The sequence below is a fragment of the Streptomyces sp. NPDC046308 genome (assembly GCF_055588065.1).
Window position 1 is genome coordinate 345012 of record NZ_JBVJFB010000007.1, and the last position, 23243, is coordinate 368254.

Genomic DNA, 23243 nt, shown 5'->3' on the forward strand with positions numbered 1-23243 from the left:
TTCGCCTCGCACTCTGGACGGCATACCGACTGGTCGGCATGATGGCATTCGCTGTATCCACTCCGCTGTTCCCACTCCGCACGGAGGTGCGCACCCATGACCTCAGCCCCGGCCGACCCGCGCGGCCTGGATCTGGAGCGGCTGCGCGGTCATCTCGACCGCGTGCGGCCGGGCCTCGTCGCCGGGCCCCTGCGCGGCCGGCTGATCGAAGGCGGCCGGTCGAACCTCACGTACGAGGTCACCGACGGGACCGCCCGCTGGGTGGTGCGCCGGCCGCCGCTGGGCCACGTCCTGGCCACCGCGCACGACATGCGGCGCGAGCACCGGGTCATCGAGGCGCTGCACGGGACGGCCGTGCCGGTGCCCGAGCCGCTGCTGCTGTGCGAGGACGAGGCCGTGCTCGGGGCCCCGTTCTACGTCATGGAGTACGTGGACGGGGTGCCGTACCGGACGGCCGGCGAGCTCGCCGCGCTCGGCCCGGAGCGCACCCGGCGGGCGGTGCTGGGCCTCGTGGACACCCTGGTCGACCTGCACGCGGTGGATCCGGCGGCGGTGGGCCTGGGCGACTTCGGCCGGCCCGAGGGGTTCCTCGACCGGCAGCTGCGCCGCTGGGGCAAGCAGCTCGCGGCCTCCCGGGGGCGCGAGCTCGCCGGGATCGACGAGCTGCACGGCACGCTCGGCCGTACCCTGCCCGTCTCCCCCGCCCCGACGGTCGTGCACGGGGACTTCCGGCTCGACAACGTCCTGATCGGGGGCCCGGACGACACCATCCGGGCGGTGCTGGACTGGGAGATGTCCACGCTCGGCGATCCGCTGACCGACCTCGGGCTGCTCGTGATGTACAGCTCGGACCTGGGCCTGACCGCCTCTCCGGTCAGTACGACGAGCGGCGCGCCGGGCCATCCGTCGCCCGCCGAGCTGGTCGAGCGGTACGCCGCCCGCTCCGGCCGGGACACCGGGGGCATCGCCTGGTACACGGCCTTCGCCTGGTTCAAGCTCGCGGTGATCCTCGAGGGCATCCACTACCGCTACACGCTCGGGCAGACCGTCGGCGCCGGCTTCGACCAGATCGGCGGGCTGGTGCCGGTCTTCATCGAGCACGGACTGACCACCCTGCAGGGCCTGCGTCCATTCGAAAACGGCCAGGAAGGCTGAGGCACCCACCCATGGATTTCGCATTCGACGCCCGGACCGAGGAACTCCGCGAGCGGCTGCTCGCGTTCATGGAGGAGTACGTCTACCCGGCGGAGCCCGTCGCCGCCGAGCAGCGCGCACGGCTGGCCTCGCCCTGGGACACCCCGGCCGTCTTCGGTGAACTGAAGGCCGAGGCGCGCCGCCAGGGGCTGTGGAACCTCTTCTTCGTGGACCAGCACGGCCTGCCCGGCGCTGACCACGGCGCCGGGCTGACCAACCTCCAGTACGCCCCGCTCGCCGAGATCACCGGCCGCAGCCCGCACCTGGCCCCGACGGCGACGAACTGCGCGGCCCCGGACACCGGGAACATGGAGCTGCTCGCGCAGTTCGGCGACGAGGCCCAGAAGAAGCAGTGGCTGGAGCCGCTGCTGGCCGGGGAGATCCGGTCCGCCTTCGCGATGACGGAGCCCGATGTGGCCTCCTCGGACGCGACGAACGTCGAGACGCGGATCGAGCGCGACGGCGACGCGTACGTGGTCACCGGGCGCAAGTGGTTCATCTCCGGGGCGATGAACCTGGACTGCAAGATCTTCATCGTGATGGGCAAGACCGACCCGGAAGGCGCCGACCCGCGCCGTCAGCAGTCGATGATCCTGGTCCCGCGCGACACCCCCGGGGTCGAGGTGCGGCGCGCCATGACGGTCTACGGATACGAGGACCACGACCACGGCGGCCACGCCGAGGTGGTCTTCGACGGGGCGCGGGTCCCTGCGGCGAACCTGATCGGCGAGGAGGGCGGCGGCTTCGCCATCGCCCAGGCCCGGCTCGGCCCGGGCCGGATCCACCACTGCATGCGACTGATCGGCATGGCGGAGCGGGCGATCGAGCTGATGTGCCGGCGCGCGGTGGACCGTACCGCCTTCGGCAAGCCGTTGGCCGCCCAGGGCGTCGTACAGAACTGGATCGCGGACGCCCGGGTCACGGTGGAGCAGTTGCGGCTGCTGGTGCTGAAGACGGCCTGGCTGATGGACACGGTCGGGAACCGGGGCGCGCACACCGAGATCCAGGCGATCAAGATCGCGACCCCGCGGGCGGTCGTACGGATCCTGGACGACGCGGTGCAGCTGCACGGTGCGGGCGGGGTGAGCCAGGACTTCCCGCTGGCCGAACTGTGGGCCGCGGCGCGGACGCTGCGGCTGGCCGACGGGCCGGACGAGGTCCACCAGCGGTCGCTGGCGCGGCGGGAGCTGAAGCGGTACATGTAGGGATCCCGGCGGGGGGGCCCCCCCCCCCCCCCCCCCCCGCACCCCGGGGCAGGGGGGAAGGGGGCACCCCCCCCCTCTCCCTCCCCCCCCCCCCCCCCCCCCCCCCCCCCCCCCCCCCCCCCCCCCCCCCCCCCCCCCCCCCCCCCCCCCCCGCCGCTTCGATGACCTCGTCCAGCACCTCGCGGGAGCGGAGCAGGTCGCCGATCATCCGGTCGATCCGCTCCCGCTCGGCGGACAGTTCGGCCACCAGCTGCGGGGTGGCGCGCACGGACGGGCCGCCGTCCTCGTCCCGCATGCAGGGCAGGATCCGCCCGATCTTCGCGCTGTTCAGGCCGGCCGCGTAGAGCTCCTGGATGCGGATGACCCGGTCCACGGCCCGTTCGGAGAAGTTGCGGTGGCCGCCCGGCGTCCGGTCGGACACGAGCAGGCCCTGGGTCTCGTAGTAGCGCAGCGAACGCTCGCCCACGCCGGTGCGCGCCGACAGTTCCCCGATCCGCATGGCCCACCTCAGGTGTTGAATCTGACATCAGTGTCAGGTTCTACGGTACCGGCATGACGCAGACACAGCAGGCTCCCGCCGCATCCCGCCTCTTCGAACCGGCCCGCCTCGGCGGCCTGGAACTGTCCAGCCGCCTGGTGATGGCCCCGCTGACGCGCAACCGCGCCGGGGCCGACGGGGTCCCCGGAGAGCTCATGGCCACGTACTACGCCCAGCGCGCCTCGGCCGGTCTGATCATCGCCGAGGGCACCACCCCGAACGCCGTCGGCCAGACCTATCCACACATCCCCGGCATCCACAGCCCGGCGCAGATCGCCGGCTGGCGCCGGGTCACCGACGCCGTGCGGGCGGCCGGCGGGCGGATGTTCCTCCAGCTCCAGCACGGCGGCCGGGTCGGCCACCCGGACACCAGCGGGCACGTCCCGCTCGCCCCGTCCGCGGTGCGGTTCCCCGAACCGCTGCACACGCCCGGCGGGCTGCGGGAGGCCGTCGCACCCCGGGAGATGACGGCCGAGGACATCCGGTCCACCATCGCCGACTTCGCGGACGCGGCCCGGGGGGCCGTCGAGGCGGGCTTCGCCGGGGTGGAGGTGCACTCCGCCAACGGCCACCTGCTCCACCAGTTCCTCGCGCGGAACACGAACCTGCGCGCCGACGAGTGGGGCGGGTCCGTGGAGGGGCGGATCCGGTTCACCGTCGAGGTGGTCCGGGCCGTCGCCGAGGCGATCGGCGCCGAGCGGGTCGGCGTACGGATCTCGCCCGGAGCGCACGTCAACGGCGTCGAGGAGGGCGATACCGAGGAGATCTACCCGGCGCTGGTCAAGGCGCTGGCGGACGTCGGACCGGCCTATCTGCACCAGGTCCACGCCGACCCGGGCCGGCCCGCCTTCACGGAGATCCGCCGGACCTGGCCCGGCACGCTGATCGCCAACCCCGCGCTCTCCCACGAGGAGGTCGCGGCCGACGGCGGCCGGCTGCGCGGCGAGCGGCTGCTGGCCGCGGGCGCCGATCTGATCGCCCTGGGCCGGGGCTTCCTCGCCAACCCCGACTTCGTTGAGCGGCTGCGCACCGGCGCGCCGCTCAACGAGCTCCGCCCCGAGTTCCTGATGTACGTACAGGGGGCGGAGGGCTACACGGACTACCCGGTCCTGGAGCGGTGACCCGTCAGGGGCGCAGCGCGCGCAGCAGCAGGTCGGCGAGGTGATCGGCGACCTGCTGCGGGGTGAGCGGGCCGTCCGCCCGGTACCAGGTGGACAGGTGGTGGACGGAGCCGAAGTGGTAGTCGACGACCAGGTCGGCGGGGGTGGCGTCGGAGAACACCCCCGTGCGCTGACCCTCCTCGACCAACGCGCGGAAGCGCTCGTGGTAGCGCCGGCGCTCCGCCCGGACCTGCTTGAACTTCTCGGGGCTGAGCTGGTGCATCGACCGGAAGAAGATCATCGCGTCGTCGAGGTTCTCGATGGTCGTGACGACCACGTCGGCCGCGGCCGCCCGCAGCCGCTCCTCGACGGGCGCGTCGGAGCCGGCCACCGCGTCGAGCCGCTGCTGCTGCAGGCGCAGCATCCGCGCGTACACCTCGTGCAGCAGGTCGTCCTTGGACCCGAAGTAGTGGTAGAGCGCGCCCTTGGTGACCCCGGCCGCCTCGACGATCTCCTGGACGGAGGTGCGGTCGTAGCCGCGCTCGGCGAAGAGCCGGGTGGCGACGGCCAGCAGCCGCTGCGGTACCGGGGCTTCGTGCGTGCCTGCGGGTTCGGTGGTCCTGGCCGCCATGGCGCTGACCTTCCCTTCCTGATTCCTGCCTGGTCACTGCGACCAGCTGTACGACCGTCCGACTGTTTTCAGCCGCGATCGCGCAGTTCCCGTCGCAGGATCTTGCCACTGGTCGTCTTCGGAAGGACAGGCAGGACCTCCACCTGACGCGGGTATTTGTACGCGGCGACGCGGGCGGCGCAGTAGGCGGACAGTTCCTCCGGCTCGGCCGAGGCCCCGGGGCGCAGGCTCACGTAGGCCTTGACGCTCTCCCCGCGGTACGGGTCGGGTACGCCGACCACGGCGGCCTCGCGGACGGCGGGGTGGGTGTAGAGCACGTCCTCGACCTCCCGCGGCCAGACCTTGAAGCCGGAGGCGTTGATCATGTCCTTCTTGCGGTCGACGACGTAGAGCCAGCCGTCGGGGTCCATGAAACCGACGTCCCCGGTGCGCAGTTCACCGCCGGGGAAGGCCTGCGCGGATTCCGCGGGCAGCCCCCAGTAGCCGGGCACGACCTGGGGGCCGCGCACGGCTATCTCGCCGGTCTCGCCGAAGGGGACCTCGGCGCCCCGCTCGTCGAGGATGCGGACGACGGTGTCGGCGCCGGGCAGGCCTACGGAGAGGGTGCCGGAGGCCGGGTCGACGGGGGCTTCGAGGTGGACGGGCACGCTGGCGCAGGGGGCGGTGCACTCGGTCAGGCCGTAGCCGTTGCGGAGGTAGAAGCCGAAGGCGGTGCGCAGCCGTTCGACGAGGGCGGGCGGGAGCGGGGCACCGCCGGAGGAGATCACCTGGAACGAGGCGAAGTGGTCGGGGGTGACGGCGGGGTGGGCGGCGAGGGCCATGAAGGCGGTGGCCGGGCCGACGGTGTAGGCGGGGCGGTGTTCGAGGAAGGCGTCGAGGACGGTGCCCGCCTCGAAGCGGTGGGCGAGCACCAGGGTGCCGGCGTTCACGAAGCAGGCGGCGAGCTCGCAGACCATGCCGGTGATGTGGAACAGGGGCGCGAGGGCGAAGTAGACGGCCCCCTCGGGGAGGGGGTGGGAGGTGACCTGCCGTACGGCGTTGTACGTGAGCGCGCCGTGGGGGTTCATGGCGCCCTTGGGGGTGCCGCTGGTGCCGGAGGTGTAGCTGATGAGGGCGGTGTCGGCGGCGGTGAGCCGCGGGTCGTCCGGTGCGGGGCGCCCGGTGCGGGCCACGGTGAGGAGGTCGGCGGTGTGCACTGCGGGCGGCGGGGCGGGTACGGGGGCGGGGGCCGGGGCGGTCCCGTCCGGTGCGGGCCGCGGGCCGACGACGTGCGGGTCGAAGCCGCGGGGAGCGAGGACGCCGGGGTCGAGGACGCCGGGGTCGAGGACGCGGGGGTCGAGGACGTGGGGATCGAAGACGCGGGGGTCGTTGCGCGTCTGGAAGTCCGGGTCCGAGGCGGTCAGGACGGTCCGTACGGCGCTCTCCCGCACGGCCTCGTCCAGGTACGCCGTCCACGCGCAGCCGTCGCAGACCAGCGCGGCGGCCCCCGAGTCGCGCAGGACGTGCCGGACCTCGCCGGTCTTGTACATCGGGTTGAGCGGGACGACGACGGCCCCGGCCTTCCAGGCGCCGAGGACGGCCAGCACGAAGTGCGGGGTGTTCTGCAGCATGACCGCCACCCGGTCCCCGCGGCGCACGCCGCGCGCCGCGAGGTGACCGGCGACGGAGTCGGAGAGCGCGTCGGCCTCGGCGTAGCCGATCCGGCCGTCGAAGTAGGCGAGCGCGGTGCGCTCGGGGGCCCGGGCGGCGGCCTCCCGGAAGGCGTGCAGCACGGTCGGCGGCGGCGCGACCGGCTCCCGCTGGGCCGGTGCGAGCAGCCCGAGCCAGGGCCGGGCCGCGTAGGAGGAGGTCACCGGGTCTCCCATTTCTGCTGGAGGTGGTTCATGCCGGTCAGCCAGCGGTCCGGCTCGGTGGCGCGGGCCGCGTAGAAGTCGGCGACCTCGGGGTGCGGGAGGATCAAGAACCGGCCCTTCTCCATGCCGTCGAACAGGACGTCCGCGACCGCTTCCGGCTCGATCGCGGTCGGCGCCAGGACGAGTTCGCCCGCCGAGCCCGCGGCGGTCAGCATGTCGGTGCGCACCCCCTGCGGGCAGATCGCGTGGACCTGGACACCGCGGTGGCGGTAGGTCAGCGAGAGCCATTCGGCGAAGGCGAGCGCACCGTGCTTGGTGACACTGTACGGGGCCGCTCCGATCATGGTCAGCAGTCCCGCGGCGGAGACAGTGGACACGAAGCGGCCGGTGCCCCGCTCCAGCCAGTCCGGCAGCAGCAGTCTGGCGGCGCGGACGTGGGCCATGACGTTGGTGTCCCAGGCCGCTTCCCAGACGGCCTCGTCGGCGAAGGCGTCGCCGCCCGAGGCGAGTCCGGCGTTGGCGCAGTAGACGTCGACCGTCCCGCCGAGCGCCTCGCGGGCCTCGGCCACGATCGTCGAGGCATCGCCCGGCACGGGGATCGCCCGGGCCCCGATCGCGCCCGCCACCGCGGCTGCCTTGGCCGGGTCGAGGTCGTTGACCACCACCGTGGCGCCCTCGGCCGCGAAGCGGTGGGCGAGGGCGGCGCCGATGCCGCCGCCCGCACCGGTGACGACGACTCGCTGGTCCTGGTACGCGTTCACGGGGATCACCTTTCGTGCGGCCGGAGGCCGGAAGTCCAATGCCGGATGGCGGCAGACTAACCAGTCGGTATGTGCGGGTGGAAGGGGTCGGACTCGTAGCGTGGCCGGATGACGCTGTCGCGACGCGGGGTGCTGGGACTGGCGGGGGCCTTGGGATCGGTGGGAACGGCGGGCGCCGTGGGAGCCGTGGGAACGGCCGGGGCCGTGGGATTTGTGGGAAGGTCGGGGGCCGCGGGTGCGGCAACCGCGGGCCGGGACTCCGCGCCGCGGGCGGCGGACCGGGTGCGTACCGGCTTCGAGCGGCTCGCCGCGGACGGCTACGCCCTCCTGGCCGGGCAGAAGGTCGGGGTGGTCACCAACCCCACCGGGATCACCGCCGACGCCCGCCACCTGGTCGACGTACTGCACGCGGACGACCGGGTGGACCTGGTCGCGGTGTTCGGGCCCGAGCACGGTTTCCGCGGCACGGCGCAGGCCGGCGACTCCGAGGGGGCCTCCCGGGATCCGGCGACCGGGCTGCCGGTCTACGACACGTACGACAAGAGCGGGCAACGGCTCGCGGACGTGTTCACCGCGGCCGGGGTCGACACCGTCGTCTTCGACATCCAGGACGTCGGGGCGCGCTTCTACACCTACATCTGGACCCTCTACGACTGCATGCGCGCGGCCGCGCTCGCCGGCAAGGCGGTGGTGGTGCTGGACCGGCCGAATCCGGTGGGCGGCCGCCGGGCGGCGGGGCCCGTACTGGAGCGGCCGTACGCGAGTTTCGTGGGCCGGGAGCCGATCGCGCTCGCGCACGGGATGACGGCGGCCGAACTGGCCCTGCTCTTCAACGGCGAGTTCCTGGCCGACCGTCCGGTGCGGCTGCGGACGGTGGCGATGTCCGGGTGGCGGCGGCAGTCGTTCTTCGGGGAGACGGGGCTGCCCTGGGTGCCGCCGAGCCCGAACATGCCGACCCCGGACACGGCCCTCGCGTACGCCGGCACCTGCCTGTTCGAGGGGACGAACCTCTCCGAGGGGCGCGGGACGACCACGCCCTTCGAGGTGGTGGGCGCGGAGGGGATCGACCGGCGGTGGGCGGAGGCGGCGAACGCGCTGGGTCTGCCCGGGGTGTGGTTCCGGGAGGCGTACTTCACGCCGACCTTCTCCAAGCACGTGGGGAAGGTGTGCGGCGGGGTCCGGCTGATCGTCCACGACCGGGAGGCCTTCGACCCGGTACGGGCGGGCATCGGGCTGCTGGTCACCGCGCGTCGGGCGTGGAGCGGCTTCGGCTGGCGGACGGACCACTGGATCGACCGGCTGACCGGCTCGGACCGGGTGCGGACGATGGTGGACGCGGGGGCCGGGGTGGAGGAGGTCGTGGGCGACTGGGCGGCGGGGCTGGCGCGGTTCACGGCGACGCGCGGGGCATACCTCCTCTACGAGTGACGCCGGGAGCACTCCTCCACGAGTGGGCCGACCGTGCCGGGGGGCTGGCCGGGCGGGCGCGTCAGCAGGATGCTGACAGCACCGGAGGCACGGCGTGGAGGGGGACGTCATGGCGGACATCGGCGGCGGGACGGGGCTCGGGAGCGGGGCCGGGCTCGGGCAGACGGCGGCGGGACTCACGGCGGCGGGACTCACGGAGGGGAACCGGCTCGGGGTCACGGCCGGGATCGGCGTCGGGCCGTACGCGGAGCTGACCTTCGACTCCGAAGGGGACGTGGATCGGGCCACGCAGGGCACGGTGGCCCGCATGGAGGCCACGGACGTGCTGGTCTTCGCGCACGGCTGGAACAGCGACCGGTCCACCGCGACGCGGCTCTACGACCGGTTCTTCGCCCCTTTCCCGGGGTTGGTGGGGCCGGGGGTGCGGCTGGGGTACGTGGGCGTCGTATGGCCCTCGATGCGGTTCTCCGACGAGCCGATCCCCGACTTCGACGCACCCGGCGCCCTCGTGGAACCGGGCTTCGGCACAGCCCTGGACCCCCTCACCCGGCGGGCGCTCGCGGAGTTCTGGCCGGGACGCCGGGCGGAGCTGGACCGGGTGGCGGAACTGCTGGCGGAGCGGCCGGAGTCGCCGGCGGCGTTCATCGAGTTCGGCGCGCTCGTACGGGAGCTGGCGGGGGTGGACGCGGTGCCCACGGCGGCGGCTCCGGCGGTTCCCGCCCTCTTCACGGACGACGTGCTGGAGGTGTGCCGGGCCCTCTCCAGGGCCCTGGTCGCGGCGGGCGCGGCGGCCGGCGGCGCCGAGGGGCCGGTTCCCGAGGCCGACGGGCCGGGCCTCGGGGCCGACGGGCCGGGCTTCGCGGTCGACGGGCCGGCCTTCGGGGCCGACGGGCCGGCCTTCGCGGTCGACGGCGCCCTGCGCGGTCTGTGGGGCGGCGCCAAGGAGCTGCTGCGGCAGGCGACGTACTACAAGATGAAGAAGCGGGCGGGTGTGGTCGGCGAGCGCGGTCTCGGCCCGGTGCTGGCCCGGCTTGCGGCCGAACGCCCGGCCCTGCGGTTCCACCTGATCGGACACAGCTTCGGGGCGCGGGTGGTGTCCTTCGCGCTGCGCGCGGTGCCGGACGGCACCCGGTGCGTGAAGTCCGTGACCCTGCTCCAGGGGGCCTTCTCCCACTACGCCTTCGCCGACCGGCTGCCGCACGACAGGAGCAACGGCGGCGCCCTGCGCGGCCTCCAGCGCAGGGTCGACGGGCCGGTGGTGGCCTGCCACTCACCGCACGACTCCGCCCTCGGGCTCTTCTACCCGCTGGCCTCCCGGATGGCAGGGGATTCGGCCGGAGTGCTCGGCTTCGACGAACGGTGGGGCGCCATCGGGCACGACGGGGTGCAGGCGGTGCCGGGCGCGCCCCGGCTGAGCCTCGCCACCGCCCTGCGCGAGGGGGTGCCGACAGCCGGTTGCGTCAGTGTGGACGCGGGCTCCGTGGTCCGCCGCGGCGGCGCCCCGTCGGGGGCGCACAGCGACATCTGCCACGAGGAACTGGCCCGGGTGGTGGTAGCCGCGGGGCGCATGGGGCGCTGAGTTCCGGCCATGTGCCACCCACACGCCTCGACCGCCCCCGCATGCGCCCGGCCCGGGCAGGGCATGTTGGGCACATCGGCGGAGGTGATGGTGCGATGGCGGGATTCCGGAGTCTGGCCTACCAAGTGCGCGACGCGCGCAATGACCGGGCCTTGCGGCGCCATTCACTGCGCCGTTGCCTGGAGCGGTTCGCGCCCTACGGGCACCGGGCCACGTGGTGGCACCTGTGCGACCGGCACGGGATCGCCCCCGAGGACCGGGGGGCGGATCCGCTGCGGCTGGTCGCCGCACTGGAGGAGTTGGAGGACGCGCGGGCGGTCTGGCTGGAGTACGAGCGCCAGTTCGCGGAGCGGCGCCGGCGCGAGAAGCACGACGGGCTGCGCCGACCGGAGTGGGCGTGGGGCGGGAGCGGGGACGCGGTGGTGCGGTGCGCGGATCCGGGCGTGCGGCCGGAGGGGGCGCTGGGCGAGGTGCTGCGGCGGCTGGTCCGGGCGCTGGAGTCGGAGCCCGGGACGGCGTGCCCGGTCTGCGGGGACACCGAACTGCGGTGGCCGTCGGTGACGCCGATGCGGCCGTGGGAGGGCGCCTGGGCCTGGGACGGGCCGGTGTGCGCGGGCTGCGGGATCGTGGTGCCGAGACCGGCGCTGGCGGATACGCCCTCGGCGGGGGCGGCGTGAGGACCTTGCTGCTGGCGTCGGTGAACGGCGCCCGGAGCGCTGCCGACGGCCCGGCCGTGCCGATGTCGCCGGCGGATCTGGCGCAGTCGGCGCTGGCGGCGGTGGCCGCGGGCGCCGGGGAGGTGCTGGTGCACCCGCGGACTCCGTGCGGGCGGGAGAGCCTTTCACCGCGGGTGGTGGGGCCGGTGCTGGCGGCGATGCGGGGCGCGGGGGTCCACGTACCGCTGTCGGTGCCGGCCGGCGTCGGGGCCGAGCCCGATCCGGCGGGGCCGCCGGAGCGGGTGCGCTCGTGGACGGTGCTGCCGGACCGGGCGGTGGTGCACTTCGGGGAGCCGGGGGCCGAGGAGCTGGGGCGGGCGCTGCTGGCGCGCGGGGTTTCGGTGGACGCGGTGGTGCCGGTGGGCGGACCGGCCGGACCGGAGCCGATGGCACGGTTCCTGGCCTGGCCGGTGCGCGATCCGGGGCGGATCCGGCTCGCGGTCGAGCTCGCGGCGGCCGATCCGGCGCTGGTGGCGGGGCTGCGCGGGCTGCCCCCGGTCGCGGTCCTGGTGTACGGGCGGGAGGCGGCCGCCTGGCCGGTGCTGCGGCTGGCCGCCCGCTGCGGAACGGGCGCGCGCACCGGCGTGGGCGACGTACTGCACCTGCCGGACGGGCGGCCGGCGCGGTCGACCGCCGAACTGGTGGCGGCGGCCCGGGAACTGATACGGCGGGGCGCGGCCGCCCCGGGGGCTACAGCCGCGAACCGGTGAGGCGTTCGCCGAAGACGTCGTCGGGGTTGGACAGGGCGCAGGTCTTCATCGAGAGGCAGCCGCATCCGATGCAGTCCGTGAGGTGGTCGCGCAGCCGGCCGAGCCGCATGATCCGTTCGTCGAGCTCGGTGCGCCAGGCCTCGGAGAGCCGGGCCCAGTCCTCGCGGGTGGGGGTGCGTTCCTCGGGGAGCTGGGCCAGGGCGTCGCGGATGCTGGCCAGCGGGATGCCGACGCGCTGGGCGGCGCGTACGAAGGCGACGCGGCGCAGCGCGTCACGGGTGTAGCGGCGCTGGTTGCCGGAGGTGCGGCGGCTGCTGATCAGGCCTTTGGCCTCGTAGAAGTGGAGTGCGGAGACGGCCGCGCCGCTACGGGCGGACAGCTGGCCGACGGTGAGCTCGTGGACTTTCTCGGGAATCTGCGGCACCCGGCCGAGGGTAGTCGGAGGTCCGTTGACATACACATGCGGTCCCAGCATGCTGAGCAAGCGCTTATTCGTCCGTGAGTTGTCCGCGAAAGGCAGGAGCAGGGCATGTCCGAGCCGAGGGTCTTCACGTCCGCCGAGGAACTGCGCGCCGGGATCGGCGCGCCACTCGGCCCCAGCGAGTGGCTGGAGGTGGACCAGAAGCGGATCGACCTCTTCGCGGACGCCACGGGCGATCACCAGTGGATCCACGTGGACCCGGAGCGGGCAGCCGGCGGACCCTTCGGTTCCACCATCGCGCACGGCTATCTGACACTGTCCCTGCTGCCCGCCCTGGTACCGCAGATCATGCGGGTCGAGGGGATGAAGATGGGGCTCAACTACGGGACGAACAAGGTCCGTTTCCCCGCGCCGGTGCCGGTCGGCTCGCGGCTGCGCGCCACGGCCGCGATCACGGAGGTCACGGATGCGGGCGGGGGCGTGCAGGTCACGGCCACGGTGACGGTCGAACGCGAGGGCGGCGACAAGCCGGTGTGCGTGGCCGAGTCGGTGTCCCGCTACTACTTCTGACGGACCGCCTCGGAGGGCTCCGCCCGAGGGCCCGGCCGCGCGGCCACCATGCGGAGCACGAGGTCGGCGTACAGCCCGCCGACCTCGTCGGGCGTGCGCTGCCCGCCCACGTTGAACCAGCGGGCCACGTCGATGCACAGCGAGAGCACCGCGAGGGTGGTGCCCGGCACGTCCGGGACGTCGAACTCCCCTGCCGCGACCCCGTCGGCGAGGATCCGGCGGACGGCGGCATCGCTCTGCCGACGCAGTGCCACGATTTCGGAGCGGTGCTCCGGAGCGAGAGCGTCGAGCTCGTACTGGACCACGCGCGCGGTGGTGTGGTGCGCGGCGTGCCAGCGCACGAAGGACCGTACGGCGGCGTCGAGCCGCTCGGCGGCGCAGCCGGGACCCTCGGCCGCGGTGGTCAGGATCTCCAGCGCCTTGTCGTGGCCGATCCGGCTGATCCGGTGGAGCAGCTCTTCTTTGGTCTTGTAGTGGATGTAGAGCGCGGCCGGGCTCATGCCGGCCCGGCCCGCGATGTCACGTGTGGTGGTGGCGTGGTACCCGCGCTCGGCGAAGGCCTCGACGGCGGCGACGAGCAGCCGCCGCGCGGCGTCGGGGGTGACCTCGGACCACGGCCGGTATCCGTCGACCGTCTCCTCCGCGCTGTCCATCGCTCTCGCTCACCTCTTCACCGTGTGGAAGTGAACACCTTACCGGAGGGTGAGCAAGCGCTTAGTGCGGACGAGCCGACTACTTCGGCGCGAAGGGGTCGTACTCGGCCATGATCTTCTCCATCCTGGCCTGATCCACCCTGCTGACGATCTGCGTGACCTCCTGGCGGTCGCGGATCACCTTGGCGAGGGTGAAGGCGGAGGTGGTGAGGTAAAGGACCGCGATGCCGAGGAAGGCGCGGACCCAGCCGTTCGCGTCCAGGTTGTAGATCCCCACGGACACGGCGCCGATGGCGATGCCGAAGGAGGCGACGGCCTGGCCGTAGTACGCCCCCGTGCTCTGCTGCTTGACCGGTGTCTCGTTCATGGGTCGAGCATCGGGCGCGGCGGGGGCGGGCACATCCGCACGCGTACTCATGAGGGTACTCAGCCGGCTCGGCCGACTTGGCCGACATGGCCGACTGGCCGACTTGGCCGACTCGACCGACTCGGCCGGCCGGGGCTCAGAAGGCGGACACTCCGGTGCGGGCGCGACCGATGAGCAGTTTCTGTATCTGGCTGGTGCCCTCGTACAGGGTCATCACGCGGGCGTCGCGCAGCAGTTTGCCGGCCGGGTACTCGTCGATGTAGCCGTAGCCCCCGTGCACCTGGAGGGCGTTGCTCGCGGCGCGCACGGCGGCTTCAGAGGCGAAGAGCTTGGCGGTGGAGGACTCGGTGGCGAAGGGCTGCCCGCGGTCGATGAGGTCGGCGACCCGCCAGGTCAGCAGCCGGGCCGCGTCCACGTCGACGGAGATGTCGGCGATGAGCTCCTGCACCAGCTGGTGGTGGGCGATCGGCTTGCCGAACTGCTCGCGCTGGGCGGCGTACGAGACGGCCGCGTCCAGGGCCGCCTGGGCGATGCCGACGCAGCCGGCGGCGACCGACATGCGGCCCTTGGCGAGCGCGGACATGGCGACCGAGAAGCCCTTGCCCTCGGGGCCGAGCATGGCGGAGGCGGGGACGCGGACGCCGTCGAGGGCGAGCTCGGCGGTGGCCTGGCCGCGCAGGCCGAGCTTGCCGTGGATCTCGCGACGGGTGAGACCCGGCGTGTCGGCGGGGACGAGGAAGGCGGATATCCCGCGGTGGCCGGGCTCGTCGCCGGTGCGGGCGAAGAGCAGCACCACATCGGCCCAGGTGCCGTTGGTGATGAACATCTTGCCGCCGCTGATGACGTACGCGTCCCCCTCGCGCACGGCGCGGGTGGTCAGGGCGCCCGCGTCGGAGCCGGTGCCGGGCTCGGTCAGGCCGAAGCAGCCGAGGGCCTCGCCGGAGCAGAGGCGGGGCAGCCAGGCGTGCTTCTGCTCCTCGGTCCCCCACGCGGCGATCGTCTTGGCGACCAGGCCGAGGGAGACGGAGACGATCCCGCGCACAGCGGAATCGCCGCGTCCGAGCTCCTCGGTGACGAGGACGTAGGCGAGGTGGTCGCCGCCGGAGCCGCCGTACTCCTCGGGGACGGTCAGGCCGAGGAAGCCGAGGTCTCCGAGCTTCCTGACGATGGCCCGGTCGACGCTCTCGGCGCGGTCCCACGCGGCGGCGTACGGGACGACCTCGCGCTCGGTGAACTCGCGGGCGAGCCGGCGTACGGCGCTCTGCTCCTCGCTCAGCTCCAGGTTCACCGGGCACCTCCGGGCGTCTCGTCCGGGGCGTTTAACTAGCACCGGTAGTTTATGGCGGCCAGGCCCTACTATGTGGCGCATGGCCAGACCGCGCAAGCCCCTCCTCAGCCGCGACCGCATCGTCGAGGCGGCCGGCGCGCTGGTGGACGCCGAGGGGCTGGAGGCGGTGTCGACGCGGCGGCTGGCGGCCGCGCTCGGCGTCAGCGGACCCTCGCTCTACAACCACTTCCGCACCAAGGACGAGATCCTGGACGCGGTGGCGGACTCGGTGAGCGCACGGGTCGACTTGTCGATGTTCGACGGCGGCCGGGACTGGCGGTCCTCCCTGCACGCGTGGGCGCACTCGTACCGCGACGCCCTGGCGGACCATCCGAACATCGTGCCGGTGCTGGCCCGCGGTCCGGGCCGCCGCCCTGCCGGGCTGCGGCTGGCGGACGCGGTGTTCGGCGCGATGACGGCGGCCGGCTGGCCGCCGGCGCAGGCGACCCGGATCGGCGCGCTGATGCGGTACTTCATCCTGGGCTCGGCCGTCGGCTCCTTCGCCCGGGGGTTCGTGGACGACCGCACCGCGTACGACCCGGCCGACTACCCCCACCTGGGCCAGGCCCACCTGCTGGCCGAGCGGCAGCGCGAGGTGGACGAGGGCGCCTTCGAGACGGGCCTGGCGGCACTCCTCGACGGCCTGGCCCTCCAGTACGAGACGTTGCGGGAGACCGCGTAACGGCTGGGCGCGGCTGTACCGGCGGCGGGCGGGGGGCCGGCGGCGGCGGTGGGGCCGTCGGGCGTGCAGTGGGCGGGCGGCGGGCCGGCGGCGGTGCGGGGCGGCGGCGGGCTGGTGGCCATGCGGCTAGAAGACGACCAGGGAGCGGCCGCCCTTGCCCGCCAGCATGGCGTCGAAGGCGGCCGGGATGCCGTCGAGGGTGATGCGGTCGGTGACGAGGGCGCCGAGGTCGAGGCGGCCGGCGCGGACGTGTTCGGCGATCACCGGCAGGTCGCGGGCGGGGTCGCTGTTGCCGTAGACGCAGCCCGTGAGGGTGCGGGCGAAGTGGAAGATCTCCAGGGCGTGGAAGGTGACCTGCTGGTCCTTGCCGCCGATGCCGACGACCGTGGTGCGGCCGCCGCGGCGGGTGGACTCCCAGGCTCCGCGGATGGTCTCGGCCCGGCCGACGCACTCGACGGCGACGTCCGCGCCCTGCCCGCCGGTGAGCGCACGGATCTGCTGGGCGGTGGTGTCGCAGGCGAGCACGAACTCGGTGGCCCCGGCCGCGCGGGCCAGTTCCTCCTTGGCCGGGGACACGTCGACGGCGACGACCGGGCCCGCCTGCGCGATCCGGGCGGCCTGGAGGGCTGCCAGGCCGACCCCGCCGACACCGAAGACGGCCACCGACTCGCCGGGCCGGACCTGGGCGCTGTGGTGGACGGCCCCGTAACCGGTGAGGACGGCGCAGCCGAGCAGGGCGGCCTCGGCCAGCGGGATCCCGGCGGGCGCGGGCAGCACGCAGTTGGCCGCGACGACGGTCTCCTCGGCGAAGGCGGCCACGTTCAGCCCGGGGTGCAGCTCGGTGCCCTGCGCGTCGTGCGCGTAGACCGCCCCGACCCCGCTGAGCGCCTTGGCGCACAGCCAGACCTCACCGAGGGTGCAGTGGTGGCACTCCCCGCAGGACGGGGCCCAGTTGAGCACCACGCCGTCGCCGGGCACGACGTGGGTGACGCCCTCGCCTACGGCGAGGACCGTGCCCGCGCCCTCGTGGCCGAGGACGGCGGGCACGGGGACCCGCATGGTGCCGTTGGTGAGGGAGAGGTCGGAGTGGCAGACCCCGGCTGCGGCGAGCCGTACGCGGACCTGCCCGGGGCCGGGATCGGGCAGCACGATCTCCCGTATCTCCAACGGGGCTCCGACGGCGGGCAGGATGGCGGCGCGGACCATGGTCGTCGTCTCGTCTTTCCGGTGCTCGGGTGGGGGACGGGAGGGTGCAGGGGCGAAAACGTCGCGGTGTCGCGGAATCAGTCGGATCAGCGGGATCAGCGGGACAGCGGGATCAGAACTGCAGGGACTTGGTCTGGAGGTACTCCGCCAGGCCGTGGGGGCCCAGCTCGCGGCCGACGCCCGACTGCTTGTAGCCGCCGAAGGGCGCGAGGATGTTGTAGCGGCCGCCGTTGATGTCGACCTGTCCGGTGTCCATGCGGCGGGCGAAGGCCGCGGCCGTCTCCTCGTCCGCGGCCCAGACGGCGCCGCCGAGCCCGTAGACGGTGCCGTTGGCGATGCGCAGGGCCTCCTCCTCGTCCTCGTAGGCGAGGATCGACAGCACGGGGCCGAAGATCTCCTCCTGGGCGATGGTCATGTCGGGCGTGACGTCGGCGAACACGGTGGGGGCGACGAAGTAGCCCTGCTCGTGGGGCGCGTCAGGCCCGCCCGCGACGAGGCGCGCGCCTTCCTCCACGCCCTTGGCGATGAAGCCGCGGACGCGTTCGTGCTGCTTCGCGTTGACGACCGGACCGACGCGGGTGCCGGCCTCGCGGGGATCGCCGGTGGGGTAGCCGGCGACGGCGGCCGCCGCGAGCGAGACGGCCTCCTCGTACTGGTCCCGGTGGACGAGCATCCGGGTGAGCGCGTTGCACCTCTGGCCGGTGTTGTTCATGACGTGGTCGACGCCTGCCGCGACGGCCTTGGCCAGGTCGGCCCCGGGCAGGATGACATTGGCCGATTTGCCGCCGAGTTCGAGGGCGACGCGCTTGACGGCGGCGCCGGCCGTGGCGCCGATCTTCCTGCCGACGGCGGTCGAGCCGGTGAAGGAGACGAAGTCGACTCCCTCGTGCGCGGCCAGCGCCTGCCCGGCGACCGGACCGGTACCGGTCACCAGGTTGAAGACTCCGGCCGGGATCCCCGCGTCGTGCACGGCCTGGGCGAAGAGCTGTGCGGTCAGCGGGGTGTCCTCGGCCGGCTTGAGGACGAGGGTGCAGCCGGCGGCGAGAGCGGGCGCCACCTTTGCAACGACCTGGTACAGCGGATAGTTCCAGGGCGTGATGGCCCCGACCACACCGACCGGCTCCAGCAGGACGGTGGAGTTCCCGATGCGCTCCTCGAAGGCGTACGAGGCGGCCATCTCGGCGAAGGAGGCGGTGACGGCGATCGACCCTCCGACGTGGACCGCCTTCGCGAAGGGCAGCGGAGCGCCGAGTTCGGCGGTGACGGCCTCGGTCAGCTCACCCTTGCGGGCCTGCAGTGCGTCGCGGAGCGCTCCGATCAGGGCGGCGCGCTCGGCCGGGGGCGTGGCCGCCCACCCGGGCAGGGCCGCACGGGCCGCGCGTACGGCCGCGTCCACGTCCTCGGCCGTGCCGGCCGGGACCTCGGCGATGACCTGGCCGTCGGCCGGATTGACGACCTCGATGCGGTCGGCTCCGACGGCGGGCCGCCACGCGCCGCCGATGTACATCCCGTCCTGGGCCTTCATGGCATTCCTCCCGAGTACGTACGCATCGGCACGTGGATCCGACCTCCCCGACACCCTACAAACTAGCGGCGGTAGTTTTTATCGGCCAGGGGTGGCCCGGGATCAGATGATGCCGAAAAGCATCCCCGCCGCGAGGACGACGAGAGAGGTCAGAGCCGCCCATTTCACGGTGAACCGGGTGTGGTCGCCGAACTCGACCTTGGCCATGCCGACGAGGACGTAGACGGCCGGAACCAGCGGGCTGGACATGTGCAGCGCCTGGCCGACGAGGGAGGCGCGGGCGATCTCCAGCGGGGAGACCCCGTGGGCGGCGCCGGCCTCGGCGAGGACGGGCAGGACGCCGAAGTAGAAGCCGTCGTTGGACATGAAGTAGGTGAGCGGCAGGCTGAGCAGACCGGTAACCAGCGCCATGTGCGGGCCCATGCCCTCGGGGATGGCGCCGACGAGCCAGTCGGCCATGTGCTTGACCATGCCGGTGCCGGTGAGGACCCCGGTGAAGACGGCGGCGGCGAAGACCATGCCGGCGACGTTGAGGACGTTGTCGGCGTGGGCGGCGATCCGGGCCTTCTGGTCGGGCATGTGCGGGAAGTTGACGGTGAGCGCGAGGGCGGCGCCGAGCAGGAACAGCACCGGGATGGGCAGCAGCTCCGTGATCATCGCGGTGAGGAGCGCGACGGTGAGACCGGCGTTGAACCAGTAGAGGCGCGGGCGCAGGGTGGGGCGCTGCGGGTCGAGCCCCTGGAAGCCGTCGCCGTCGCCGGGGGCGGGCGCGGGCGTGGCGGCGGACCCGGGGGCCTCCGCGGAGTCGACACCCGACTCGGCACCGGAAACGGGACCGGCACCGGCACCGACCTCCCGGCCTGAGCCGGCGGTTGGGGCGGGGGCGGGGACGCCGGTCGTGCGGAGGCCCGAGCCGGCCGCGACGAGGGCTGCGGACTCCTGCCCCTCCCCCTGCCCCGGCTCCTGCGGCGCCTTCGGCTCCGACTCCGCCGCCCCGCCGGGGAGGACCAGGAGGCCGACCCGGCGGCGTTCCTTCACACCGAGGACGTACGCCAGCACGAACACGAAGAGCAGGCCCGCCGCCAGGGCCGGGATCATCGGGACGAAGATGTCGGCGGCGTCGAGCTTGAGGGCGGTGGCGGCGCGGGCCGTGGGGCCGCCCCAGGGCAGGGTGTTCATGACGCCGTTGGCCGTGGCCGCGACGCCCGTCATGACCACCAGGCTCAGGCCGAGCCGCTTGTACAGCGGATACATGGCGGAGACAGTGATCATGAAGGTGGTCGATCCGTCGCCGTCGAGCGAGACGATCGCGGCGAGGACGGCCGTACCGACCACCACCCGCATCGGGTCCGCCTTGCAGAAGCGCAGGATGCCGCGCACCACGGGGTCGAAGAGGCCGACATCGATCATCACGCCGAAGTAGACGATGGCGAACATCAGCATGGCGGCGGTCGGCGCGAGCTTGCCGACACCCTCGATGACGTAGTCGCCGAGGTGGGCGCCCTTGCCGGCGAACACGCAGAAGAGGGCGGGGATGAGGACGAGGGCCGCGATGGGCGACATTTTCTTCATCATGATCAGGACCAGGAAGGTCGCGATCATGGCGAAGCCGAGGAAGGTCAGCATGGGGGGAAGGTAGGTGCCGCCTCGGGGGGCCAACAAGACGTATGCGCGTGAGCAATACGAGCAAAACCCCAGCTCAGGGCAGGGGTGTGAGCTCGACGGGGAAGCCGTTGAGCACGGCCGTGCCGGACAGCCTGTCGAGTCGGGTGCCATTGAGCAGCTGGTTGACGTTGGCGCCGGGCACCGCGGCGGCCACCGCGAGGCGGGCGCCCGCACGGTCGTGGCCCCAGCCGTGCGGAAGGCTCACGACACCGGTGCGGACGGCGTCGGTGACCTCCACCGGTACCTCCAGGCTGCCGCCCTCGGCGGTGATCCGGGCCCGGCCGCCGTCGGTGAGGCCGAGCCGGCCGGCGTCCTGCGGGTGGATCTGGAGGGTGCAGCGGTTGGAACCTCCGGTGAGGGCCGGGACGTTGTGCAACCAGCTGTTGTTGGACCGCAGGTGGCGGCGGCCCACGAGCACCAGGGCGGCGGGGCGGTCGGTGAGCGCCGCGCGCAGCCTGGGGAGCTCGGCCGCGATCGGCTCCGGGAGCAGCTCGATCCTGCCGCTGCGGGTCCTCAGCACGCCCGGGAGCCGGGGCCGCAGCGGGCCCAGGTCGATGCCGTGCGGGTGCGCGAGCAGCCGCTCCAGGCTGAGCTGTCCCTCGGCCGCCGTGCCGAACCGGTCCCCGTACGGCCCGAGTCGGAGCATGAGGTCGAGCCGGCGCTCGGGACCGCTCTCGCCGGTGAGGAGGCCGGCGAGGCGCGCCGGATCCTGCCCGTGGAGGGGCGAGCCGGGGTCGGCGGTCTCCCTGGCCAGGGCGCCCTGGACGGCCAGTTCGTCCACGGCCTCCGGTCCGGCCGATCCGTGCATGCCGGAGACGGCCAGGACGAGGCGCGCGTGGATCTCGCACTCGTCGAGGCGGCCGGCTTCGAGCGGGACGGCGGCGCGCGTGTAGCGGACCTGATTGCGGACGGCGAAGCCGTTGAAGGCGAAATCGTGGTGGGCGCTCTGCGAGGGCGGCGGCGGGGGCAGGACGACGTGGGCGTGGCGTGAGGTCTCGTTCAGGTACGGGTCGACCGAGACCATGAAGTCGAGGCCGGCCAGTGCCTTGTCGAGCCGGTCGCCGTCGGGTGCGGACAGGACCGGATTCGCGGCGATGGCGATGAGGGCGCGGATCCGCCCCTCCCCCGGAGTCTCGATCTCCTCGGCCAGGGCGGCGGTGGGCAGTTCGCCCTTGACCTCGGGGTGCCCGCTGACCCGGCTGTGCCAGCGGCCGATGGCGAACCCCTTGCCGGGCCCGGCGGGGCGGGGCCGCGGGCCGGCGGCCGGGAGCGGGAAGAGGGCTCCGCCCGGCCTGTCGAGGTTGCCGGTGAGGATGTTCAGCACGTCGACCAGCCAGCTGGCGGGCGTGCCGTACTCGACGGTGCAGCTGCCGATCCGCCCGTAGACGGCGGCGGTCGGCGCGGCCGCGAGCTCGCGGGCGAGGGTGCGGATCTCGTCGGCCGGGAGGTCGCAGGCGCGGGCCACGGCCTCAGGAGTGAAACTCCCGAGGGCGGCCTCGAGTTCCCCGAGTCCCTCGATCCGTTCTTCGAGCGCGCCGGGGGCGGCGAGCTTCTCGGTGAGCAGGGTGTGCGCGAGGGCGGCGAGCAGCAGGGCGTCGCTGCCGGGGCGCGGCGCGAGGTGGCGGTCGGCGAGCGCGGCGGTCCGGGTGCGGCGCGGGTCGACGACGACCAGGGTGCCGCCGCGGGCGCGCAGCGCCTTGAGCTTGCCGGGGAAGTCGGGGGCGGTGCACAGGGAGCCGTTGGACTCGACGGGATTGGCGCCCAGGAGCAGCAGGAAGTCGGTCCTGTCGAGGTCGGGGACCGGGATGGCGAAGGGGTCGCCGAAGAGCAGCCCGCTGGAGACGTGCTTGGGCATCTGGTCGAGCGTGCTGGCGGTGAACAGGTTGCGGGTCCCCAGGGCCTTGAGGAGCAGCGGCGGGTAGAGGGCGCCGGCCATGGTGTGGACGTTCGGGTTGCCGAGGACCACGCCGACCGACTGGGCGCCGTACTGCCGCACGAGTGCGGGGACGGCGTCGGCGATGGCGTCGTAGGCCTCCTCCCAGGTCGCCTCCCGCAGTCGGCCGTCACGCCGGACGAGCGGGGTGCGGAGCCGGTCCGGGTCGGCGTCGAGCTGCCCGAAGGCAGCGCCCTTGGGACAGATGAAGCCCTTGCTGAACACGTCGTCACGGTCACCGCGGGCGCCGTTGACGGCGGCTCCTTCGATGGTCAGGGTGAGGCCGCAGGTGGCTTCGCAGAGGGGGCAGATGCGCAGGGCGGTGCGGGGCATGGGCCCTCCATGGGCGACAGGCTGCGGCACGGGCACGCGGGGAGCACTGAGCATACCGACCGGTAGGGAGGGAGGGGAGGGGGGTACGGGACCGAGTACCGGGTACGCCGGGCCGTGCGGCGTGGGCCGGGGGCAGGGGAGCCCAAGGCATGGCGCAGGCGACCGGGGCCGGGGAGGTGGAGGGCGGGATCAGTCCAGCACGCGGGCGAGGTACGCCTGCATCATCGCGCGGGTCTCGGCGACGATGTCGGGGTCACCTGCGGGGTCGGTCCGGAAGGCCAGTTGGATGAGGGCGTCGGTGGCCTCGACGGCGACGAGGACCGCCCGCTGCAGCGGGGCGTCGGGGGTCAGGCCCAGGTGCGTGGAGAGCAGTTCGGTCAGGCGGGCGGCGACCTGGTGGTTGGGGTCGGCCTCCGGTCCCTCGGCCGGCGGCGCGGGAACGCCGAAGTCGACGAGCGCGAATCCGGGGACGCTGCGCTTCATCGCCAGGTACTCGTCCAGTACGGCGTCCACGACGGGCCGCCAGTCGGTGGCGGGGAGGCCGGTGAGGCGGTCCGCGATGCCGTCGGCGTAGCGGTCGAGGTTGCGGTGCGCGAGGGCGATGGCCATGGCCCGCTTGTTGCCGAAGAAGCGGTAGACGGAACCGATCGGCACACCGGCGCGCAGGGCGACGGCGCGGGTGCTGAGGTTCTCGTACCCCGTCTCGTCCAGCAGCTCGGCGCACGCGTCGAGGATCCGGGCGAGCCGGTCGGCGCTGCGCTGCTGGACGGGCGTACGGCGCAGTGAGTGGGCGGGAGGCACGGGGTCCATCATGCCGCTCCTCGCTTCCGGGTCGGCAGGGGCCTC

Annotated in this window: 21 protein-coding genes and 1 pseudogene; 9 read left to right on the forward strand and 13 right to left on the reverse strand. The window is 73.7% G+C overall.

Annotated elements, in window-relative coordinates; translation table 11 throughout:
• The first annotated feature begins 96 nt into the window (after nucleotides 1-96).
• Nucleotides 97-1155 (forward strand): phosphotransferase family protein, encoded by a 1059-nt coding sequence (locus ACZ6JT_RS27580; protein WP_469213757.1) that lies wholly within the window; start codon nucleotides 97-99, stop codon nucleotides 1153-1155.
• An 11-nt stretch (nucleotides 1156-1166) separates the two neighbouring features.
• Nucleotides 1167-2399 carry an acyl-CoA dehydrogenase family protein gene (locus ACZ6JT_RS27585; RefSeq protein ID WP_469213759.1) on the forward strand — a complete coding sequence of 411 codons (1233 nt, stop codon included), beginning with the start codon at nucleotides 1167-1169 and terminating at the stop codon, nucleotides 2397-2399.
• 145 nt (nucleotides 2400-2544) lie between these two features.
• On the opposite strand, the pseudogene ACZ6JT_RS27590 reads toward ACZ6JT_RS27585, so the two are convergent.
• A pseudogene (locus tag ACZ6JT_RS27590) lies at nucleotides 2545-2898 on the reverse strand (MerR family transcriptional regulator); the annotation flags it as partial.
• A gap of 53 nt (nucleotides 2899-2951) precedes the next feature.
• On the opposite strand from ACZ6JT_RS27590, the gene ACZ6JT_RS27595 reads away from it, so the two are divergent.
• Nucleotides 2952-4058, forward strand: a complete 1107-nt coding sequence (locus ACZ6JT_RS27595; protein ID WP_469213761.1) for an alkene reductase — start codon at nucleotides 2952-2954, stop codon at nucleotides 4056-4058.
• Between the two features lie 4 nt (nucleotides 4059-4062).
• Here the strand turns inward: ACZ6JT_RS27595 and ACZ6JT_RS27600 are convergent, their stop codons facing one another.
• The 3 genes from ACZ6JT_RS27600 to ACZ6JT_RS27610 form a co-directional block, all read right to left on the reverse strand.
• Nucleotides 4063-4668, reverse strand: a complete 606-nt coding sequence (locus ACZ6JT_RS27600) for a TetR/AcrR family transcriptional regulator (protein ID WP_469213763.1) — start codon at nucleotides 4666-4668, stop codon at nucleotides 4063-4065.
• Nucleotides 4669-4736: 68 nt separating this feature from the next.
• Nucleotides 4737-6533 (reverse strand): AMP-binding protein, encoded by a 1797-nt coding sequence (locus tag ACZ6JT_RS27605; protein ID WP_469213765.1) that lies wholly within the window; start codon nucleotides 6531-6533, stop codon nucleotides 4737-4739.
• Entirely contained in the window at nucleotides 6518-7291 is a 774-nt protein-coding gene (locus tag ACZ6JT_RS27610) for an SDR family oxidoreductase (RefSeq protein ID WP_469213767.1), read from the reverse strand. The genes ACZ6JT_RS27605 and ACZ6JT_RS27610 overlap by 16 nt, the downstream gene beginning before the upstream one ends.
• 99 nt (nucleotides 7292-7390) lie before the next feature.
• On the opposite strand from ACZ6JT_RS27610, the gene ACZ6JT_RS27615 reads away from it, so the two are divergent.
• From ACZ6JT_RS27615 to ACZ6JT_RS27630, 4 genes are all read left to right on the forward strand, one after another.
• Entirely contained in the window at nucleotides 7391-8710 is a 1320-nt protein-coding gene (locus ACZ6JT_RS27615; protein WP_469213768.1) for an exo-beta-N-acetylmuramidase NamZ family protein, read from the forward strand.
• A gap of 109 nt (nucleotides 8711-8819) precedes the next feature.
• Complete coding sequence (locus ACZ6JT_RS27620) at nucleotides 8820-10289, forward strand: serine-threonine protein kinase (protein ID WP_469213769.1); 1470 nt, start codon at nucleotides 8820-8822, stop codon at nucleotides 10287-10289.
• A gap of 95 nt (nucleotides 10290-10384) precedes the next feature.
• Nucleotides 10385-10966 carry a hypothetical protein gene (locus ACZ6JT_RS27625; protein ID WP_469213771.1) on the forward strand — a complete coding sequence of 194 codons (582 nt, stop codon included), beginning with the start codon at nucleotides 10385-10387 and terminating at the stop codon, nucleotides 10964-10966.
• Entirely contained in the window at nucleotides 10963-11715 is a 753-nt protein-coding gene (locus ACZ6JT_RS27630) for a 3-keto-5-aminohexanoate cleavage protein (RefSeq protein WP_469213772.1), read from the forward strand. The genes ACZ6JT_RS27625 and ACZ6JT_RS27630 overlap by 4 nt, the downstream gene beginning before the upstream one ends.
• Here ACZ6JT_RS27630 and soxR read toward each other — a convergent pair.
• Complete coding sequence (gene soxR / locus ACZ6JT_RS27635) at nucleotides 11696-12139, reverse strand: redox-sensitive transcriptional activator SoxR (RefSeq protein WP_351296635.1); 444 nt, start codon at nucleotides 12137-12139, stop codon at nucleotides 11696-11698. The two genes, ACZ6JT_RS27630 and soxR, sit on opposite strands and share 20 nt — an antisense overlap.
• A gap of 105 nt (nucleotides 12140-12244) precedes the next feature.
• On the opposite strand from soxR, the gene ACZ6JT_RS27640 reads away from it, so the two are divergent.
• Nucleotides 12245-12706, forward strand: a complete 462-nt coding sequence (locus ACZ6JT_RS27640) for a MaoC family dehydratase (RefSeq protein ID WP_469213774.1) — start codon at nucleotides 12245-12247, stop codon at nucleotides 12704-12706.
• On the opposite strand, the gene ACZ6JT_RS27645 is transcribed toward ACZ6JT_RS27640, so the two are convergent.
• The 3 genes from ACZ6JT_RS27645 to ACZ6JT_RS27655 form a co-directional block, all read right to left on the reverse strand.
• Nucleotides 12697-13359: a TetR/AcrR family transcriptional regulator gene (locus tag ACZ6JT_RS27645; RefSeq protein ID WP_469213776.1), complete on the reverse strand. Its 663-nt coding sequence runs from the start codon at nucleotides 13357-13359 to the stop codon at nucleotides 12697-12699. The two genes, ACZ6JT_RS27640 and ACZ6JT_RS27645, sit on opposite strands and share 10 nt — an antisense overlap.
• A 79-nt stretch (nucleotides 13360-13438) precedes the next feature.
• A complete protein-coding gene (locus ACZ6JT_RS27650; RefSeq protein ID WP_362806521.1) occupies nucleotides 13439-13726 on the reverse strand; it encodes a YiaA/YiaB family inner membrane protein in 288 nt (95 codons plus the stop codon).
• A gap of 136 nt (nucleotides 13727-13862) precedes the next feature.
• Entirely contained in the window at nucleotides 13863-15014 is a 1152-nt protein-coding gene (locus ACZ6JT_RS27655; RefSeq protein WP_469213777.1) for an acyl-CoA dehydrogenase family protein, read from the reverse strand.
• A gap of 79 nt (nucleotides 15015-15093) precedes the next feature.
• Here ACZ6JT_RS27655 and ACZ6JT_RS27660 point away from each other — a divergent pair, with 79 nt between their 5' ends.
• Entirely contained in the window at nucleotides 15094-15735 is a 642-nt protein-coding gene (locus ACZ6JT_RS27660) for a TetR/AcrR family transcriptional regulator (protein ID WP_469213779.1), read from the forward strand.
• A gap of 126 nt (nucleotides 15736-15861) precedes the next feature.
• On the opposite strand, the gene ACZ6JT_RS27665 is transcribed toward ACZ6JT_RS27660, so the two are convergent.
• The 5 genes from ACZ6JT_RS27665 to ACZ6JT_RS27685 form a co-directional block, all read right to left on the reverse strand.
• Entirely contained in the window at nucleotides 15862-16941 is a 1080-nt protein-coding gene (locus ACZ6JT_RS27665) for a Zn-dependent alcohol dehydrogenase (protein ID WP_469213780.1), read from the reverse strand.
• A gap of 112 nt (nucleotides 16942-17053) precedes the next feature.
• The gene (locus tag ACZ6JT_RS27670) at nucleotides 17054-18466 is read right to left on the reverse strand and encodes an aldehyde dehydrogenase family protein (protein WP_469213782.1); all 1413 of its coding nucleotides are present in this window, start codon (nucleotides 18464-18466) and stop codon (nucleotides 17054-17056) included.
• Nucleotides 18467-18568: 102 nt separating this feature from the next.
• Nucleotides 18569-20092 (reverse strand): CitMHS family transporter, encoded by a 1524-nt coding sequence (locus ACZ6JT_RS27675; RefSeq protein WP_469213784.1) that lies wholly within the window; start codon nucleotides 20090-20092, stop codon nucleotides 18569-18571.
• A 73-nt stretch (nucleotides 20093-20165) separates the two neighbouring features.
• Nucleotides 20166-22397: a molybdopterin-dependent oxidoreductase gene (locus tag ACZ6JT_RS27680; protein ID WP_469213785.1), complete on the reverse strand. Its 2232-nt coding sequence runs from the start codon at nucleotides 22395-22397 to the stop codon at nucleotides 20166-20168.
• Between the two features lie 189 nt (nucleotides 22398-22586).
• A complete protein-coding gene (locus ACZ6JT_RS27685; protein ID WP_469213925.1) occupies nucleotides 22587-23207 on the reverse strand; it encodes a TetR/AcrR family transcriptional regulator in 621 nt (206 codons plus the stop codon).
• Between the last annotated feature and the right edge of the window lie 36 nt (nucleotides 23208-23243).

Bases quoted from the DNA above. Each gene is read 5' to 3' on its own strand.
- ACZ6JT_RS27620 (WP_469213769.1), top strand. From the start codon at position 8,820: ATGGCGGACATCGGCGGCGGGACGGGGCTCGGGAGCGGGGCCGGGCTC.
- ACZ6JT_RS27580 (WP_469213757.1), top strand. From the start codon at position 97: ATGACCTCAGCCCCGGCCGACCCGCGCGGCCTGGATCTGGAGCGGCTG.
- ACZ6JT_RS27595 (WP_469213761.1), top strand. From the start codon at position 2,952: ATGACGCAGACACAGCAGGCTCCCGCCGCATCCCGCCTCTTCGAACCG.
- ACZ6JT_RS27585 (WP_469213759.1), top strand. From the start codon at position 1,167: ATGGATTTCGCATTCGACGCCCGGACCGAGGAACTCCGCGAGCGGCTG.
- ACZ6JT_RS27615 (WP_469213768.1), top strand. From the start codon at position 7,391: ATGACGCTGTCGCGACGCGGGGTGCTGGGACTGGCGGGGGCCTTGGGA.
- ACZ6JT_RS27600 (WP_469213763.1), bottom strand. From the start codon at position 4,668: ATGGCGGCCAGGACCACCGAACCCGCAGGCACGCACGAAGCCCCGGTA.
- ACZ6JT_RS27645 (WP_469213776.1), bottom strand. From the start codon at position 13,359: ATGGACAGCGCGGAGGAGACGGTCGACGGATACCGGCCGTGGTCCGAG.
- ACZ6JT_RS27670 (WP_469213782.1), bottom strand. From the start codon at position 18,466: ATGAAGGCCCAGGACGGGATGTACATCGGCGGCGCGTGGCGGCCCGCC.
- ACZ6JT_RS27685 (WP_469213925.1), bottom strand. From the start codon at position 23,207: ATGGACCCCGTGCCTCCCGCCCACTCACTGCGCCGTACGCCCGTCCAG.
- ACZ6JT_RS27680 (WP_469213785.1), bottom strand. From the start codon at position 22,397: ATGCCCCGCACCGCCCTGCGCATCTGCCCCCTCTGCGAAGCCACCTGC.
- ACZ6JT_RS27640 (WP_469213774.1), top strand. From the start codon at position 12,245: ATGTCCGAGCCGAGGGTCTTCACGTCCGCCGAGGAACTGCGCGCCGGG.
- ACZ6JT_RS27605 (WP_469213765.1), bottom strand. From the start codon at position 6,533: ATGGGAGACCCGGTGACCTCCTCCTACGCGGCCCGGCCCTGGCTCGGG.
- ACZ6JT_RS27650 (WP_362806521.1), bottom strand. From the start codon at position 13,726: ATGAACGAGACACCGGTCAAGCAGCAGAGCACGGGGGCGTACTACGGC.
- ACZ6JT_RS27675 (WP_469213784.1), bottom strand. From the start codon at position 20,092: ATGCTGACCTTCCTCGGCTTCGCCATGATCGCGACCTTCCTGGTCCTG.
- ACZ6JT_RS27665 (WP_469213780.1), bottom strand. From the start codon at position 16,941: ATGGTCCGCGCCGCCATCCTGCCCGCCGTCGGAGCCCCGTTGGAGATA.
- ACZ6JT_RS27625 (WP_469213771.1), top strand. From the start codon at position 10,385: ATGGCGGGATTCCGGAGTCTGGCCTACCAAGTGCGCGACGCGCGCAAT.
- ACZ6JT_RS27660 (WP_469213779.1), top strand. From the start codon at position 15,094: ATGGCCAGACCGCGCAAGCCCCTCCTCAGCCGCGACCGCATCGTCGAG.